This window comes from Nocardia sp. NPDC003482, assembly GCF_053588115.1.
Genome location: NZ_JBSFPI010000012.1, coordinates 25,673 through 41,380 on the forward strand (window position 1 = coordinate 25,673; position 15,708 = coordinate 41,380).

The following is a 15,708-nucleotide window of genomic DNA, read 5'->3' on the forward strand; positions in this document are numbered from 1 at the left end:
TGCAAAGCGGCCCCCAGGGATCGGTGGTGCGGTGTCCGTCGAGGATATCGGTCGGCGGTCTCCGTGAGGTCAGCGGCTCGCGGTGGCCGCGCACGGTGAGCCACGTAAGCTGGGGGCATGTCGTCGGCAATCCCCTTGAACGTCGGAATCGCGCGGTCGGCCGGGTCCGCTGTGACCGGTGCCACGAAGCGGGTGCTGCTCGCCGAGCCGCGGGGGTACTGCGCCGGGGTGGACCGGGCGGTGGAGACCGTGGAGCGCACGCTCGACAAGCACGGCGCGCCGATCTACGTCCGCAAGGAGATCGTGCACAACCGGCACGTCGTGGAGACGCTGCGCGAGCGCGGTGTCGTCTTCGTCGACGACACCGACGAGGTGCCCGAGGGCGCGGTCGTGGTGTTCTCCGCGCACGGCGTCTCGCCCGCGGTGCACGAGGCCGCCGCCGCGCGCAACCTGCACACCATCGACGCCACCTGCCCGCTGGTCACCAAGGTGCATCAGGAGGCCAAGCGCTTCGCCCGCGACGACTTCGACATCCTGCTCATCGGCCACGAGGGCCACGAGGAGGTCGAGGGCACCGCCGGTGAGGCGCCCGACCACGTGCAGCTGGTCGACGGCCCCGACTCGGTCGCGAATGTGACCGTCCGCGACGAGAACAAGGTGATCTGGCTCTCCCAGACCACTCTCTCGGTCGACGAGACCATGGAGACCGTGCAGCGCCTGCGCGAGCGCTTCCCCAAGTTGCAGGACCCGCCGAGCGACGACATCTGCTACGCCACGTCCAACCGTCAGACCGCGGTCAAGGCCATGGCCCCCGAATGCGATCTGGTCATCGTGGTCGGCTCGCGCAACTCCTCCAACTCCAAGCGTCTGGTCGAGGTCGCCCTCAACGCGGGCGCCCGCGCCGCCCACCTCGTCGACTTCGCCCGCGAGGTCGACCCGTCCTGGCTCGAGAACATCCACACCGTCGGCGTAACCTCCGGCGCCTCGGTCCCCGAAATCCTCGTCCGCGGCGTCCTGGACCTCCTCGCCGACCACGGCTTCGCCGACGTCCACCCGGTAACCACCGCCAACGAAACCCTCGTCTTCGCCCTCCCCCGCGAACTCCGCCCCACCCGCCGCTGACCAATCCCACACAGGGACGGTCCCCCATACAGCAACCCAAGGGCCAACCACCCCAGGTACGGCAACCCAGCCGCACCCTTTATTCGAATCCGCACCCCTTTCAGGGCCCTGCAACGAGTGCGGATCCAAATAAAGGGTGCGGCTGGAGTTGCCGAACCTGGGAAGGCCGGGCATGAGGTGAACGGGTTGAGGGGTGAGCCGGTCGAGGGGCTGGACGCCGAGGGATTCATTGCCCGGGAGGGTTCGCTCGAACGGGTCCAGCCGCGATTCGAACCCATCGTCGCGCACGCTCGCGCCGCGATCGCGCGGACCTTCGGACCGGAGCGCCTGCACAGCGCCTACCTGTACGGCAGCGTCCCGCGTGGAACAGCGGTCGAGGGGCTGTCCGATCTCGACCTACTGCTCGCGATGCACGCCGAACCCACCGACACCGACCGCGCCGACGCCACCGCGATCTCCACCGAACTGGACGCCGCGCACCCCGAAATCAACGGCGCCGCAATACTTTTCGCCACCACGACCACCCTGCTCAGCGACCTCGAACGCCACGACCTCGGCTGGTTCGTCGCCTGCCTGTGCACCCCACTCCTCGGCGACGACCTCGCCACCCACCTGCCGCGCTACCGCCCGACCACCCTGCTGGCCCGCGAGACCAACGGCGACCTCCATCTCCTCCTCCCCACCTGGGCCGAACGCCGGGCCGCATGCCGCACCGACGCCGAACGAACCCGCCTGACCAGGCAGATCTCCCGCCGCACGGTCCGCACCGGGCTGACTCTCGTCATGCCCCGCTGGGGCGGCTGGACCAGCGACCTCGCCCGCTCCGCCGACGTCTTCGCCCACTACTACCCGCACCGAGCCGACCAGATGCGCCGCGCCGCCACCGCCGCCCGCGCCCCGCACGCCGATCCGCCCGTCCTCGACCTCGTCATCGACGATCTAGCTCCCTGGCTCGCCGCCGAATACGCCGCCACCATCGGAATCAAAACGCCCCGAATGTGATTCGCGCCACCCGCGAATCGCCCTGGGCCGTAACGACATCGCCGCCCCACCGATATGCCACACGTGGGGCCGGTGCCGGAGGGACGAACGGGCACCGCGACGTGCCGCCCGGCGGGCAGTGCCGGTGCGGCACGTCAGTGTTCGATGCGGCCCGAATCCCGTTCGCGGTAGCGGACATTGGGCCGCGGATGCGGGGGAACCTCACCGCTGCGCTGCGGTCGACCGCGGCGCGGCTGCTCGGCCCCGGCCGTCCGTTCGGAACCACGCGAATAGCCCGAACCGGGCGGCACTCTCGACGAGCGTTCCCCGGTTTTCGCGGCCGGACGCTCGGCGGTCTTCGCACCGGGACGGCGGCCCGTGCGGGACGTCCCCTCGGGATCGCCCTTCTCCGGACGGCCCCGCCGCGCCTTCTCCCCGGCCGAGGACCGCCCCCGCCGCGCGCGCTCGGCCGACGGCCGCGGCCCCCACGAATCGCCCTTGCGGACGCGATCCCCGCTCCGGCCCGGCCCGGCCTCCTGGCGGTGCAGATACATCCGCACGGCCCCGACGGCCAGCACCAGCAACGTCGCGATGGCCATCACCGGGAACCGATTCACCAGGGGGATGGCCAGATTCAGCAGGATGTCCTTGAGCGAGGTCGAGCTGTGGCCGATCAGTTGCTGATACGCCAGCGGCACCGCCACGAACAGCAGCAGCGGCGGGGTCACCATGGTGGTGAACAGGCCGCGATAGCGCACTACCAGCGCCGCCAGCACACATCCGATGATGTAGGCCGCCGCGAACACGTGCGTCAGATCCTTGCCGCTGCCCCCGGAATCAATGAAGAATCCGATGAACGTGCACGCCACCGCGATCAAGACCGCCGCCCCGGCCGGGACGCCGGGCACCGACGGAATGATCGATCGGTGCGATGCCGGCACCTCGGATCGGTCGCGTTGGGTAGCTGCCACGTAAAGCACACTATCGGTAGCGACCGAAACGTGTGTCGAGGCCGGGCGGAAGGGCTGGTCAATCGCTGGTGTCGACGCATTCCACGGCCCGCGGCCACGCGTCGACACGCCGGATGTCGGGCACGTCCCGATCGCCGATCTCGAGTTCGTGCAGCCGCCGCGCGGTCACCATGACCCGCGATTCGACCGTCGCCACCGTCTGATTGAACGCCTCGACCGATTTGCCCAATTGCGCGCCGAGCCGATCCAGATGCGTACCGGTCGTGCTCAGCCTCGTGTACAGCTCGCGACCCAGTTGCTGAATGGTCGCCACATCGCGGGACAGCGCCTCCTGCCGCCAGCCGTAGGCGACCGTGCGCAGCAAGGCGATCAGCGTGGTCGGGGTGGCCAGGATCACGTTCCGCCCGAAGGCGTACTCCAGCAGACCCGCGTCGGTGGTGAGCGCGGCGTCCAGGAACGGATCGCCCGGGACGAACAGCACCACGAATTCCGGGGACGGGTCGAACGCCGCCCAATACGCCTTGTCCGACAGCTGATCGATATGGGCGCGCAGATGTTTGGCGTGCCGGGTGAGATGCTCGCCGCGCAGCCGGAAGTCCTCCTCGGCGGTCGCGTCCAGATACGCGGTGAGCGGCACCTTGGCGTCCACGACGATCTGCCGCCCGCCCGCGAGTCGCACCACCAGATCGGGGCGCACGCCGCCGTCGCGTCCGGTGCCGGTGACCTGGGTGTCGAAATCGCAGTGCCGCGACATGCCCGCCAGTTCCACGACCCGCTCCAACTGGATCTCGCCCCAGCGTCCCCGCACCTGCGGCGCGCGCAGCGCCGACACCAGTTGACCGGTCTGCGTGGACAGCTGATGCGAGAGCCGTTGCATGCCCGCGACCTGTTCGCGCAGACCGGAATACGCGTTGATGCGACTGTGCTCGACCTGACGAATGTGCTGTTCGAGCGCGTTCACCGCCTCCCGCAGCGGCTCCACCAGCGCGCCGACGGCGTGCGAATTGCGCCGTGCCGCATCCTCGCTCGCCGCGCTCAGGGACTGGCGGAGCAGTCGCTCGTTGTCGCGCAACGCCGCCAGGCTCGCCTCGGCGCGGGCCGCGCGCTGTCCCGCCCGCGCGACACAACCCAGCCAGCCCAGCCCGACTCCGGCACAGAACACCAACAGCAGCGCGAACAGCATCGGTGCGGTCATGCAGCCGATAGTGCCGTATGCCACCGACAAAGTGGCGTTTTCGCGCCACGACCGGCCCGGCGGTTTCGACTCTGTCGGTGTCATGCCCTACGGTTTCGCGGCATGCGGATGCTGCACACCTCGGACTGGCATGTGGGGCGCACCTTCCACGGCGTCGATCTGCTTGCCGACCAGGAACGTTCGCTGGCGGCCATCGCCGAGATCGTGGCCGCCGAGGGCGTCGAGGTGGTGCTGCTACCGGGCGACGTCTACGATCGGTCGATCCCGAGCGCTGACGCGATCGCGGTGTGCAACAAGGGTTTCGAGGCCATTCGCGCCGCCGGGGCGGTCATCGTCGCCACCTCCGGCAACCACGACTCGCCGACGCGGCTCGGCGCGCTCGGGAGTTTCGCGGCGGCGGGCGGACTGCATCTGCGCACCACCGTCGCCGACGTGGACCGCCCGATCGCGCTTTCGGACGAATACGGCGAAATCGCCTGTTACGGCATTCCGTACCTGGAGCCCGAGATCACCCGCGTCGAACTCGGTGTGCCGCAGGCCCGCTCGCACGCCGAGATCCTCGAGGCCGCCATGGCCCGGATCCGCGCCGATCTGGCCCGGCGCGGCGACCCGCGCTCGATCGTGCTGGCCCACGCGTTCGTCGTCGGCGGCGAGGCGACCGGTTCGGAACGATCGATCTCCGTCGGCGGCGTCGAGACGGTCCCCGCGAGCGCGTTCGACGGCATCGACTACGTGGCCCTCGGGCACCTGCACTCGCCACAGACCCTCACCGAGTCCGTCCGCTACTCCGGTTCCCCGCTGCCGTACTCGTTCGCCGAGCGGTCCCATCGAAAAGCGGTGTGGCTGCTCGATTTCGACGCCGACGGCCTGGCCGAGGTGCGCCGCCGCGAGCTGCCCCAGGTCCGCGGGCTGACCCAGCTGACCGGCACCCTGGACGACCTGCTCGCCGATCCCGCCCACGCCGACTGCGAGACCCACTACATCTCGGCCACGCTGACCGACCACGCCCGCCCGATCGACGCCCTGCGCCGCCTCCGCGACCGCTTCCCGCACGCCGTGCACGTCGAATGGTCCCGCCCCGAGGGCAATCCGGAGCTGCGGTACCGCGAACGCGTGCACGGTCGCCGGGACACCGAGATCGCCCACACCTTCCTCGCCGACGTCCGAGGCGACCCGACGCCCACCGAACTGCACTGGCTGGAGCGCGCACTGGCCGCCGCGACGGCCGAAACCGAGGTGGTCCGCGAGGTTTCGGAGGAACTGTCGGCATGACGGACTCCTCGCACGCCGACGATGACGGGCAGGCCTATCCGCCACGCCGCCCGGCCCGCGCTCGTGGCCTCCGGCTGCTCGGCGAATTCTGTGTCCACCAGCCCGTATCGGCGACAGGAGGCCGGGCGTGAGGCTGCACCGGCTGGAGGTCACCGCGTTCGGTCCCTTCGCCGAGACCGCGACGGTCGACTTCGACGAACTCGGCGCGGACGGGCTGTTCCTGCTACACGGGCAGACCGGTGCGGGGAAGACCACCGTGCTGGACGCGATCGCCTTCGCGCTGTTCGGCCGGGTGCCGGGCGCGCGCGGGGAGAGCAAGCGGCTGCATTCCGATCACGCCGACCCCCAGACCCCGCCGCGGGTGCTGTTGGAGGCGACGTTGGGCGGTCGGCGGCTGCGGCTCATCCGCACACCGGAGTTCCAGCGACCCAAGAAGCGCGGCACGGGATTTCGCACCGAGAATGCGGCGGCCACACTCGAATGGCTGGACGGGCACGGCCAAAACCTCTCGCGCATACCGGATATCGGCGATGAGGTGAACCGGCTGCTCGGGATGAGCGCCGACCAGTTCTTCCAGGTGGTGTTGCTGCCGCAGGGCGATTTCGCGCGATTCCTGCGGGCGGACAACGAGGATCGCGAGAAGCTGCTCGAAAAGCTCTTCGACACAGAGCGTTTCGGGACGGCCGAACAGTGGCTGGCCCAGCGGCGACGCGACGGTCAGGCCGAGCTGGAGACGCGGCGGCAGCACATCGATCGGCTCACCGCCCGGATCGGCGGCGTGGCGGGTCTCGGCCCGACGGAGGCCATCGGACCCTTGGAGGCCGTGGAGTGGTCGCAACGCCTGCTGGCCACCGCCCGCACCCGCGCCACCGAAGCGGCCGCCGAACTCGCACGCTGCCAACAGGATTCGACACAGGCCCAGGCGGCGGCGGATCAACAGCGCCGCCTGCACGACCTGCATAGGCGGCTGACCACCGCCCGCGCCCAGCTCGCCGAGTACCACGCCGCGGCCGACCTGCGTAGCCAGCGGCGCGACGAACTCGACCGCTCCCGCCGCGCCGAACCGGTGGCCGCCGGGCTGGCGGAGGCGCGGGCCGCGGCGGTGACGGTCCGCCGTCGGGCCGATGAGTCGCGTTCGCTGGCGGAGCGTCTCGCCGGGCGGCTGCTCGAACCCGCCAGTCTCGAGATCAGTGGGACGTATTGGGCGGCAAGGGATCTCGCCGAGGGGGAATTGGCGGGTACCGAATGGGGCGAGGATCTGCGGGCCGTCGAACCGTTGGCGGGGGATGTGGAGGCGGGGGGTGGTGCTGGTTCGGGTACGGGTGGGAGCGACTCTGAGGCTGCGGGTGGGACGTTCGGCTCGAATGTCGATGGCGAGCAGGCGAATTCGGACGACACGGAAACGGGAGCGGGAGGGTCGTCAGGCGGTCGGGCAAATGACACGGAAACGGAAGCGGGAGGATTGTCAGGCGGTCGGGCAAGGAGCACGGTAACGGGAGGGGGAGGCTTCTCGGACGGTCGGGCAAGGGGCACGGAAACGGGAGCGGCAGGGCCGTCGGACGGTGCGGCAGGTGACGCGGACGCCGCTGGAGCGCGGCGGACGCCGACGGGCGACGAACTCGGCCTCTTCCCCGCCCCGAACTCGGACGAACCGAGCCTGTTCGACGACGAACCGGGCCTCTTCGACATCGTCACGAAGGAGCCTTCGAGGCCCACACGCCGGACCGGGCCGCTGCGAACGGTGGCCGATCGAGCAGTAGCGCTGGAGCCCGAAGACGCTGAGCCGCAACCGAACTCACCCCAACCCTCCGGCATCGAGCAAGCCGTCCAACGCTGGACCACGCAAATCGGCGCCCTGGACGAGGTCCGCAGTGACGCCGATTCGGCCCGCCGCCTCCGCACCGACCTCGCCGCCCTCCGCGAGGAGCACGCCCGGCTCACCGCTCGACTGAAGACGCTCTCCGCCAGGCGCGCTCAACTCCCCGAGGCCATTCGCGCCGCCGAAGTCCGCCTGCGCGAGGCCGCCGACGCCGTCGCCGAACTCCCCGGCCTCGCCGCCGACTGTGAGCGCCTGCGGGCCGCCGCGACCGCCGCCGTCGAACTGATCCGGGTGCGCGCGGATCTCGCCCGCGCCGAGGCCGAGCACGACTCGGCGCGCGCCGCCCACAACGACGCCCGCGAGCACACCCTCGACGTCCGCGAACGCCGATTGGCCGGAATGGCGGCCGAATTGGCGGGCGCTCTGAACGCGGGCGATCCGTGCAGCGTGTGCGGTTCGACCGAGCACCCCGCCCCCGCGCGACCCGTCGCGGCCGCCGCCTCCAAGGCGGACGAGGAGAAGGCCGTCGCCGCCGAACGCGCCGCCGAGACCGCCCGCGAACGCGCCCTGGCGCGCGTCACCGAACTGCAACGCCGTCGCGAGATCCTCACCGAACGCGGCGGCGACGGCGATACCGCGGAGCTGACCGCGTCCCTCGACGCCGCGACCACCCGCTACCAGGCGGCCAACACCATCGCCGCCCGCCACGACGACCTCACCGTCGAACTCGCCCGCCTGCGCACCGAGGACACGAACCTTCAGGAGGAACTCCGCGACGCCGAGGGCCGTACCGGCGCGGTGGCCGAACGCATCTCCGCCGCGGACCGCCGCCTCGCCGAGGTCACCGAACGGCTGCGTCTCGCCGCCGGAGCCGACGGCACGGTGGAACGCCGTCGCGCCCGCCTCGAGGCGCTGATCGCCGACGCCACCGCCCTGCGCTCCTCCCGCACCGAAACCGCCTCGGCGCGAGACCATCTCACCGCCGCCGCCCGCCGCGTCGAACTGACCGCGCGCTCCGCCGGTCTGATCAGCGAGGGCGAGCCGGTCGTCACCGACGGCGCGGCCGAACCGGACTACGCGGTGCTGGCGGCATACGCCAAGATCGTCGACGCGGCCGCCCGGACCGCGCGGCAGCAGGCCGATATCGAGGCCGAACTCACGGCCGCCGGGGAGGTCCGAGCCCACGCCGAGAAGGTTCTGGCCGAGCCGGACATCCAGGCCGCCGCGACCACCGAACCCGGCGATCTCGCCGCCGTGGAAGCGGCTGTCGCACAGGCGCGTTCATGTCACGAGGCCGCGATCGCGGCCCACGCCGAGGCGACGCGTCGCGTCTCGGATCTGGAGGATCTCAGCGGACAACTGTGGGCGGCGGTCGACCACATCACGCCCATGCAGACCGCGCACGACGAACTGGCCGAACTCGCCGACGTCGTCGCGGGCCGTGGCGCCAACAACCGCAAGATGTCCCTGCGCTCCTACGTTCTGGCCGCCCGGCTGGAGGAGGTCGCCCTGGCCGGTTCGGTCCGCCTGCGCCGAATGTCCGGCGGCCGTTACGAATTCGTCCACTCCGACGCCGCCGGTCCGCGCGGCCGCCGCGGTGGTCTGGGCCTCGACATCCGCGACGACTACACCGGCGCCATCCGCCCCGCCAAAACCCTCTCCGGCGGCGAAACCTTCATGGCCTCACTGTCTTTGGCCCTCGGCCTCGCCGACGTCGTCTCCGCCGAATCCGGCGGCCTCGTCCTCGACACCCTCTTCATCGACGAGGGCTTCGGCAGCCTCGACGCCGACACCCTCGACGCCGTCATGTCCGTCCTCGACGAACTCCGCTCCGGCGGCCGAGTCGTAGGCGTCGTCTCCCACGTAGACGAAATGCGCCAACGAATCCCCAGCCGCCTCCACGTAATCCGCAACCCCACCGGCTCCCACCTCCAAACCATCGTCGCCTGACACCCCCACCCGATAGCCCCAAATAAGCCCCACCCCCACCCGCACCCCTTATTCAAATCCGCACCCCCTACATCCCCTTACAACGAGTGCGGATCCAAATAAAGAGTGCGGCTGTACTGCCGAACCTTGGTCGCGGTGGCTTCGTGGTCGAGCAGCCAGCGTTTGATCGGGAGCCCCCAGCGGAATCCGCCCAGGCTGCCGTCTGTTCGGAGGACTCGGTGGCAGGGGACGAAGAGGGCGGCGGCGTTGCGGGCGCAGGCGTTGGCGGCGGCGCGGATGGCTTCGGGGCGGCCGGAGCGTTCGGCGTAGGTGGTGTAGGTGATGGGGGAGCCGGCGGGGATCTTGCGGAGGACTTCCCAGGCGTGGACGAGGAATGGGCCGGAGAGTTGGCGGACGGTGATGGCGTCGATCGCGAGGATGTCGCCCTCGTGGTATCGGAGGACGGCGTCGGTGACCGGGCCCAGTGAATCTCGTTGGCGCAGTTGGGTGGGGCGCAGGGTGGGGTGGATGACGGGACGCAGGTCCTCGGGGTCGGCCGTCCAGCCCGACGCCAATACCGCACCGTCCGAATCGACGATCGCCGTGAACGGTCCCGCCGCGGTATCCACCGTCGCGACATCCGCGAAAATCATTGCTGCGCTCCCACTTTCACGACGGACCGGGCCGCCACCCCATTGGCCGCGCCGCTGGTCCGCTCGGCCAGCGCGCGCTTCCACAGATGCATCGAGAGATACGATCGCCACGGCGCCCACCGCGCGGTCTCCGTCAGATCGATCCCGAGCAGCGTCGCCCCCCGCCGCACGACCAGATCCGTATGCAACAGGATGTCCGGATCCGCCAGCAGCCGCATGGTCACGTAATCGGCCGTCCACGGCCCGACCCCGTCCAGCGCCAGCAGATCCCGCCGCACGTCCGCTGCCGTCCGGCCCGCGTGCAACGCCAGCTCGCCCGACGCCAGAGCGCGCGCCGCCGACAGGATGGAGGTGGTCCGCCGCGTCGGCCCGGTCAGCACCTCCGCCCCTCGGTCGGCGATCGCCTCGGCCGACGGGAACAGCCGCGGCACCGGCCCGCTCACCGTCTCGCCCAGCGCCTCCACCAATCGCGCCGTATGCGTGGCCGCCGCCGAGACCGAGATCTGCTGCCCGATCATCGTGCGCAGCAACAACTCCTCGGCGTCCAGACAGCCGGGCACCCGGATGCCGGGGCTCACCGGCATCCCGTGGAAGCCGTTCGCCAGCCCCTCGTCGATGCCGATGGGATCGGCGTCCAGGTCCAGCAGATGTCGCAGGCGTGCCACCGTCGGCGCGAGGTCCCGCATGTCGTGCAGCGCGAGCGCCGCCCGGACGTGCCCGGTCTGAATGCTCAGCCGAGCCGTAGCGTGCCCGTGCGGCGTCCGTAGGCTGCGGGTGTAGGTGCCGTCCTCCCACTGCTCGATGCCGGGCACCGCGTGCGAGGACAGGAACCACTCCAGCCACGGCTTGTCCAGCGGCTCGCGATAAGGCAAACGGAGAGTGAGCATGCCGTTGGTGGCGGGCAGGGTGTCACCGCGCGAGCGCCGGGACTCCTCCCGCAACACCGTCGGGCTCACCGCGAACACCTCGCGCACGGTGTCGTTGAACTGCCGGATGCTGGCGAAACCGGCCGCGAAGGCGATGTCCGACATGGACATTCGCGTCGTCTGGATCAGCAGCCGCGCGGTGTGCGCGCGATGCGCCCGCGCCAGGGCCAGCGGTCCCGCGCCGAGCTCGGAGGTCAGCACCCGGGTCAGCTGACGTTGCGAGTACCCCAGCGCCCCTGCCAGCGCGGGCACGCCACCGCGCTCGATCACACCGTCGGCGATCAGGCGCATGGCCCGCGCCGCCAGGTCCGCGCGGGTGTTCCACAGCGGGGATCCGGGGGTCGCGTCGGGCAGGCAGCGGCGGCAGGCGCGGAAGCCGCCCTGTTGGGCGGCCGCCGCGGTGGGCAGGAACGTGACATTGGAGCGCTTCGGGGTGATAGCCGGACACGATGGGCGGCAATAGATTCCGGTGGTGCGCACCGCGGTCACGAAATGCCCGTCGAAACGGGCGTCGCGGGTCGCCACGGCACGGTAACAACGCTCGAAGTCCAGACCGTTCGCACTCACGGGTTCCACCATGTCAGCCCGAGCGGATCCGCGCTAGCGGAAAACAGACAGCTACCCCCGCGATACAACGTTTCATGGTCATTCGGTCTGGCTATGAAACGATTGCTCGTTATGTGCTGGGGCGCCCGCGAATTCCGCTCAACAGCACCGGGTGGTCGGGTTGCGGTCCGCCGCGGCGTACCGCTCCCGCCAGTACTCTCGTTCCGTCGGCACGGCCCGGTCGGGGTGATTTCGCCGCAGATGCTCCACGTAGCGGGCGTAGTCCTCCCCGCCGATGACGGCGTTCACGTACCGGATCAGTGCCCGGCCCGTACCCAGGACGGCGCTCACTCCCGCGCCGAGGCGTGTGCCGCCCCCGGAATCCGGACCTTGCCCGCCTTCGCCAGCTCGTCCCATTCCCGCTGCACCTCCTTCTCGGCCGTGCTGGTGAGAAAACCGCTGGGGCCGAAGATCTTCGACGGCACCTCGGGCGTCTCCGCGGTCGGCCCGCCGCCCTTGCGCAGCGCCCGGACGCACACCAGCAGGCCGGTGATCGCCACGATCAACACCAGCACCGCGAACACGATGGACAAGGTGCCCTGAATCGCGGTGTTGCGCACCACCTTGTCCATATCGGCCATGGTCTTGGCGGGCGCGAGCACCTTCCCGGCCGCCCGCGCGTCGGAGTAGATACTGTGCTGCTTCCAGTAGCCGAGGTTCTTGTCCGCGGAGAAGATCTTCTGCCACGACGCCGTCATGGTGACGATCAGATCCCAGATCAGCGGCAGCGCCGGAATCCACGCCCACTTCAGCAGGCCCTTCTTCACCACGATCACCAGCACGACGGTCAGCGCGACCGCGGCCAGCAGCTGATTGGCGATGCCGAACAGCGGATACAGCGTGTAGATGCCGCCCAGCGGATCGGTCACGCCCATCAGCAGCACCGAACCCCAGCCCGCCACGACCAGCAGCGAGCACAGCCACGCGCCCGGCAGCCACGACGGATCCTTGAACCGCCGCGCCGGCCCGCCCAGGTTGCCGAGGGTGTCGGAGAGCATGAAGCGCGCCACGCGTGTGCCCGCGTCGATCGTGGTGAGGATGAACAGCGCCTCGAACATGATCGCGAAGTGGTACCAGAACGACTTGAGTCCCGTACCGCCGATGAACTTGTGCATCACCTCGGCCATGCCGACCGCCAATGTGGGCGCGCCGCCGGTGCGCGAGACGATCGTCGACTCGCCCACATTGGCCGCCGTCTGGTTCAACTCGGCCGCGGTGATCGGCGTGCCGCCCAGCCCGAGGCCGTTGGTGTAGGCCGCGGCCTTGTCGGCGGTGCCGCCGGTGAGTCCCGCGCCCGCGTTCATGGCGAAGTACAGGTGCTGGTCGAGGATGCTCGCCGCGATGATCGCCATGACCGCCACGAACGACTCCATCAGCATGCCGCCGTAGCCGATCATGCGGGCCTGGGACTGCTTCTGCAGCAGTTTGGGTGTGGTGCCGGAGGAGACCAGCGAGTGGAATCCGGACAGCGCCCCGCACGCGATCGTGATGAACAGGAACGGGAACAGGCTGCCCGCGAACGAAGGACCGCTGCTGTTGCCCGCGAACTGGGATACCGCGGGCGCCTTCAGCACCGGCATGGTGAAGACCACGCCGAGCGCCAGCAGCACGATGAATCCGATCTTCATGAACGTCGACAGGTAGTCGCGCGGCGCGAGCAGCAACCACACCGGCAGCACCGACGCGACGAACCCGTAGATGATCAGCATCCAGGCAATGGTCGTCCCGGACAGCGTGAAAAGGTCACGCCCCCAACCGGATTCGGACACCCACCGACCGGAGATGATGACCAGCAGCAACAGCGCGAAGCCGGCCAGCGACACCTCGCCGACCTTGCCCGGCCGCACATACCGCAGGTACAACCCCATGAGCACGGCGATCGGAATGGTCATCGAGATCGAGAACACGCCCCACGGACTGCCGCCGTGCAGCTGCCCGTCGGCGCCCTTCGTGGCGGCCAGCGCGTTGACCACGACGATGCCCAGCACCGCCAGCAGGATCACCATGATCGCCAGCACGGCGAGCAGCGCGGCGACGCCGCCGAACAGGCCGAGTTCCTCGCGGGCCATCTGCCCGAGGCTGCGCCCGCGCCGCTTGACCGAGATCCACAGCACCAGATAGTCCTGCACCGCGCCGGCCAGCACGACGCCGACGACGATCCAGATCGTGCCGGGCAGATAGCCCATCTGCGCCGCGAGTACGGGACCGACGAGCGGCCCGGCGCCCGCGATGGCGGCGAAGTGATGGCCGAACAGGACCCGCCGGTCCATCGGCATGTAGTCCTTGCCGTTCTCGAGTTCCTCGGCGGGCGTGGCGACATCGTCGCGCGGCTTGGTGATCCGGTACTCGATGAGCCGGGCGTAGAACTGGTAGGCGATGACGTAGGTGCACACCGCGGCGACCACGATCCACACCGCGTTGACGCTCTCGCCGCGCGCGATGGCCAGGACGGCCCAGGCGACCGCGCCGAGGACGGCGACGACGAGGAAGACGCCCTTCTTCACCGGGGACAGGGAAGCGCGATCGACCACGCCGACGGGAGGTAGATCGGGGTCCGTTCGGAGGTATTCGGTGGTCGTCGCCATGCCAGCTACTCTCCCGTACTTCTCACTCGGGTCTTGTGGAAACGGACACAACGTAGCCGAACCGACGCACCCGCGGGCCGACTTCACCAAGTCCGAACATTCGGGACGAATGGTCGCATACCGCGCCGACATCCCGCAGCCGGGATTCCCGGATGCTCGCGTGTTGCCATGTCCCGCAGCGTGGTACTGCGTAAGCTGCCGTGCTGGTCCGCGGCGGCGTCGCCGCGTCCGTCGAATGCCACTGTCCTGGTCGCCGTCGCGGAGGGAGGTCGTCGTGCGTCGCCGGACCGTGCTCGGATCGATGATCGCCGCACCATTGCTGGCCTCCGGCTGCGGGGGCGCCGATGACGACGCGCTGACCTTCTTCTTCCAGGCGCGCCCCGAGGAGGCGCGGGCGCGAACGCGGATCATCGACGCCTTCCGGCGGCATCGCCCCGACATCGAGGTCCGGACCATCCTGTCGGGCCCGGATCCGTTGCAGCAGATGCTGACCTACTGCGCCGGGGGCAGATGCCCCGACGTGCTGATGGCCTGGGAGCTGCTGTACGCGGGCCTGGCCGAACGGGGTGTGCTGCTGGATCTGCGGGAACTCCTGGCTCGCGATCCGGTCGGGGCGTCATTGCGGGAGGACGGGTACCCCGAGCTCTACGACGTGTTCGGTTACGGCGGTGGGCAATTCGCCCTGCCCGAGCAGTGGTCCGGGGTGTTCCTGTACTACAACCGTGAGCTGTTCGCGCGGGCGGGTGTGGTCGCGCCGTCGAGTTGGGACGCGGCGTGGAGCTTCGACGAATTCCTGTCGACCGCAAAGGCTCTGACGCGGGGTACCGGCCGGGACCGGCAGTGGGGTTTCGTCGACGGGTGGGTGCCCGCCTATTCGGCCGCCTGCTTCGGGATGAACAACGGCGTCGAGTGGTTCACCCCGCCGGTCGCGCCGGTTCGCGCGAATGTCGGCGATCCTCGATTCGCGGCCGGGGTGCAGTTCTACGCCGACCTGGCGTTACGGCACGGCGTCGCGCCGAAAGTCGCGGATCGCCAATCGGTTTCGGCCTACGACCTGTTCGCCAGCGGCCGGGCCGCCATGCTGCTCGGCGGTCACTGGCTGTATTCGGAGTTCGCCGAGCGCGCCGATCTGGACTTCGATGTGACCGTGCTGCCGGTGGGACCGCACGGCGGCCCGTCCGCGATCACCGATGTGGGCTGCACCGGGCTGGCCATCGCCGCGGCCAGTCCACGGCGCGAACAGGCTTGGGAATTCGTGAAATTCGCGTCCGGGCCGGTCGGGCAGGCGGTCATCGCGGAGTCCGGTTTGTTCGTTCCGGTGCTGCGTTCGGCCATGCGCTCGCCGGGTTTCCTTGCGGCGCATCGGCGTATCCGCAATCTCGCGGTGTTCACCGAAGGTCCGGAGCATTCCCGTCCGCTCGCGGTCACGCCCACGTGGGGCAAGGTGGAGGCGGTGTTGTCGCGGCAGTTCAGTCGGGTGTTGCGCGGCGCGGCTTCCGCGGAGTCGTTGGGGGACAGCGCTTCCGACGTAGACGCGTTGTTGCGGGAGCGGATATGACACCTCGTTCATCGCTGACGGCCTTCCCCTCGGTGCGTGCGCCGGAAGATCGTCCCCGCGCAACGGCGGATGGACCGAGGGTGTCGGGGCG

At 70.0% G+C, this 15,708-nt stretch carries 11 protein-coding genes; 5 read left to right on the top strand and 6 right to left on the bottom strand.

From position 1 onward, the window contains the following. Positions 1-117 precede the first annotated feature (117 nt). Together ACWDSJ_RS19985 and ACWDSJ_RS19990 are read left to right on the top strand one after the other, a co-directional pair. Positions 118-1,122 carry a 4-hydroxy-3-methylbut-2-enyl diphosphate reductase gene (locus tag ACWDSJ_RS19985; protein WP_450033525.1) on the top strand — a complete coding sequence of 335 codons (1,005 nt, stop codon included), beginning with the start codon at positions 118-120 and terminating at the stop codon, positions 1,120-1,122. 186 nt (positions 1,123-1,308) lie between these two features. Then, positions 1,309-2,124: a hypothetical protein gene (locus ACWDSJ_RS19990; RefSeq protein ID WP_450033526.1), complete on the top strand. Its 816-nt coding sequence runs from the start codon at positions 1,309-1,311 to the stop codon at positions 2,122-2,124. Positions 2,125-2,258: 134 nt separating this feature from the next. Here ACWDSJ_RS19990 and ACWDSJ_RS19995 read toward each other — a convergent pair whose 3' ends face one another. Beyond that, positions 2,259-3,011 (bottom strand): DUF6542 domain-containing protein, encoded by a 753-nt coding sequence (locus ACWDSJ_RS19995; RefSeq protein ID WP_450033527.1) that lies wholly within the window; start codon positions 3,009-3,011, stop codon positions 2,259-2,261. A gap of 121 nt (positions 3,012-3,132) precedes the next feature. Then, a complete protein-coding gene (locus tag ACWDSJ_RS20000) occupies positions 3,133-4,269 on the bottom strand; it encodes a DNA recombination protein RmuC (protein ID WP_450033528.1) in 1,137 nt (378 codons plus the stop codon). Between the two features lie 102 nt (positions 4,270-4,371). On the opposite strand from ACWDSJ_RS20000, the gene ACWDSJ_RS20005 reads away from it, so the two are divergent. Both ACWDSJ_RS20005 and ACWDSJ_RS20010 read left to right on the top strand, forming a co-directional pair. Further along, on the top strand, positions 4,372-5,541 hold the full coding sequence (locus ACWDSJ_RS20005) for an exonuclease SbcCD subunit D (RefSeq protein WP_450033529.1): 1,170 nt from the start codon (positions 4,372-4,374) through the stop codon (positions 5,539-5,541). 127 nt (positions 5,542-5,668) lie between these two features. Continuing rightward, positions 5,669-9,310 (top strand): AAA family ATPase, encoded by a 3,642-nt coding sequence (locus tag ACWDSJ_RS20010; protein WP_450033530.1) that lies wholly within the window; start codon positions 5,669-5,671, stop codon positions 9,308-9,310. A 77-nt stretch (positions 9,311-9,387) separates the two neighbouring features. Here ACWDSJ_RS20010 and ACWDSJ_RS20015 read toward each other — a convergent pair whose 3' ends face one another. From ACWDSJ_RS20015 to ACWDSJ_RS20030, 4 genes are all read right to left on the bottom strand, one after another. Then, positions 9,388-9,942 carry a methylated-DNA--[protein]-cysteine S-methyltransferase gene (locus tag ACWDSJ_RS20015; protein WP_450033531.1) on the bottom strand — a complete coding sequence of 185 codons (555 nt, stop codon included), beginning with the start codon at positions 9,940-9,942 and terminating at the stop codon, positions 9,388-9,390. Next, on the bottom strand, positions 9,939-11,435 hold the full coding sequence (locus ACWDSJ_RS20020) for an AlkA N-terminal domain-containing protein (RefSeq protein WP_450033532.1): 1,497 nt from the start codon (positions 11,433-11,435) through the stop codon (positions 9,939-9,941). Before ACWDSJ_RS20020 ends, ACWDSJ_RS20015 begins: the two co-directional genes overlap by 4 nt. Positions 11,436-11,573: 138 nt before the next feature. Continuing rightward, positions 11,574-11,765 carry a YbdD/YjiX family protein gene (locus ACWDSJ_RS20025; protein WP_450033533.1) on the bottom strand — a complete coding sequence of 64 codons (192 nt, stop codon included), beginning with the start codon at positions 11,763-11,765 and terminating at the stop codon, positions 11,574-11,576. Beyond that, the gene (locus ACWDSJ_RS20030) at positions 11,762-14,059 is read right to left on the bottom strand and encodes a carbon starvation CstA family protein (RefSeq protein ID WP_450033534.1); all 2,298 of its coding nucleotides are present in this window, start codon (positions 14,057-14,059) and stop codon (positions 11,762-11,764) included. The genes ACWDSJ_RS20025 and ACWDSJ_RS20030 overlap by 4 nt, the downstream gene beginning before the upstream one ends. 235 nt (positions 14,060-14,294) lie before the next feature. Between ACWDSJ_RS20030 and ACWDSJ_RS20035 the strand changes: the two genes are divergently transcribed. Continuing rightward, the gene (locus tag ACWDSJ_RS20035) at positions 14,295-15,617 is read left to right on the top strand and encodes an ABC transporter substrate-binding protein (protein ID WP_450033535.1); all 1,323 of its coding nucleotides are present in this window, start codon (positions 14,295-14,297) and stop codon (positions 15,615-15,617) included. The last annotated feature ends 91 nt before the right edge of the window (positions 15,618-15,708 follow it).

Bases quoted from the DNA above. Each gene is read 5' to 3' on its own strand.
- ACWDSJ_RS20030 (WP_450033534.1), bottom strand. From the start codon at position 14,059: ATGGCGACGACCACCGAATACCTCCGAACGGACCCCGATCTACCTCCC.
- ACWDSJ_RS20035 (WP_450033535.1), top strand. From the start codon at position 14,295: ATGCCACTGTCCTGGTCGCCGTCGCGGAGGGAGGTCGTCGTGCGTCGC.
- ACWDSJ_RS19985 (WP_450033525.1), top strand. From the start codon at position 118: ATGTCGTCGGCAATCCCCTTGAACGTCGGAATCGCGCGGTCGGCCGGG.
- ACWDSJ_RS20000 (WP_450033528.1), bottom strand. From the start codon at position 4,269: ATGACCGCACCGATGCTGTTCGCGCTGCTGTTGGTGTTCTGTGCCGGA.
- ACWDSJ_RS20015 (WP_450033531.1), bottom strand. From the start codon at position 9,942: ATGATTTTCGCGGATGTCGCGACGGTGGATACCGCGGCGGGACCGTTC.
- ACWDSJ_RS20005 (WP_450033529.1), top strand. From the start codon at position 4,372: ATGCGGATGCTGCACACCTCGGACTGGCATGTGGGGCGCACCTTCCAC.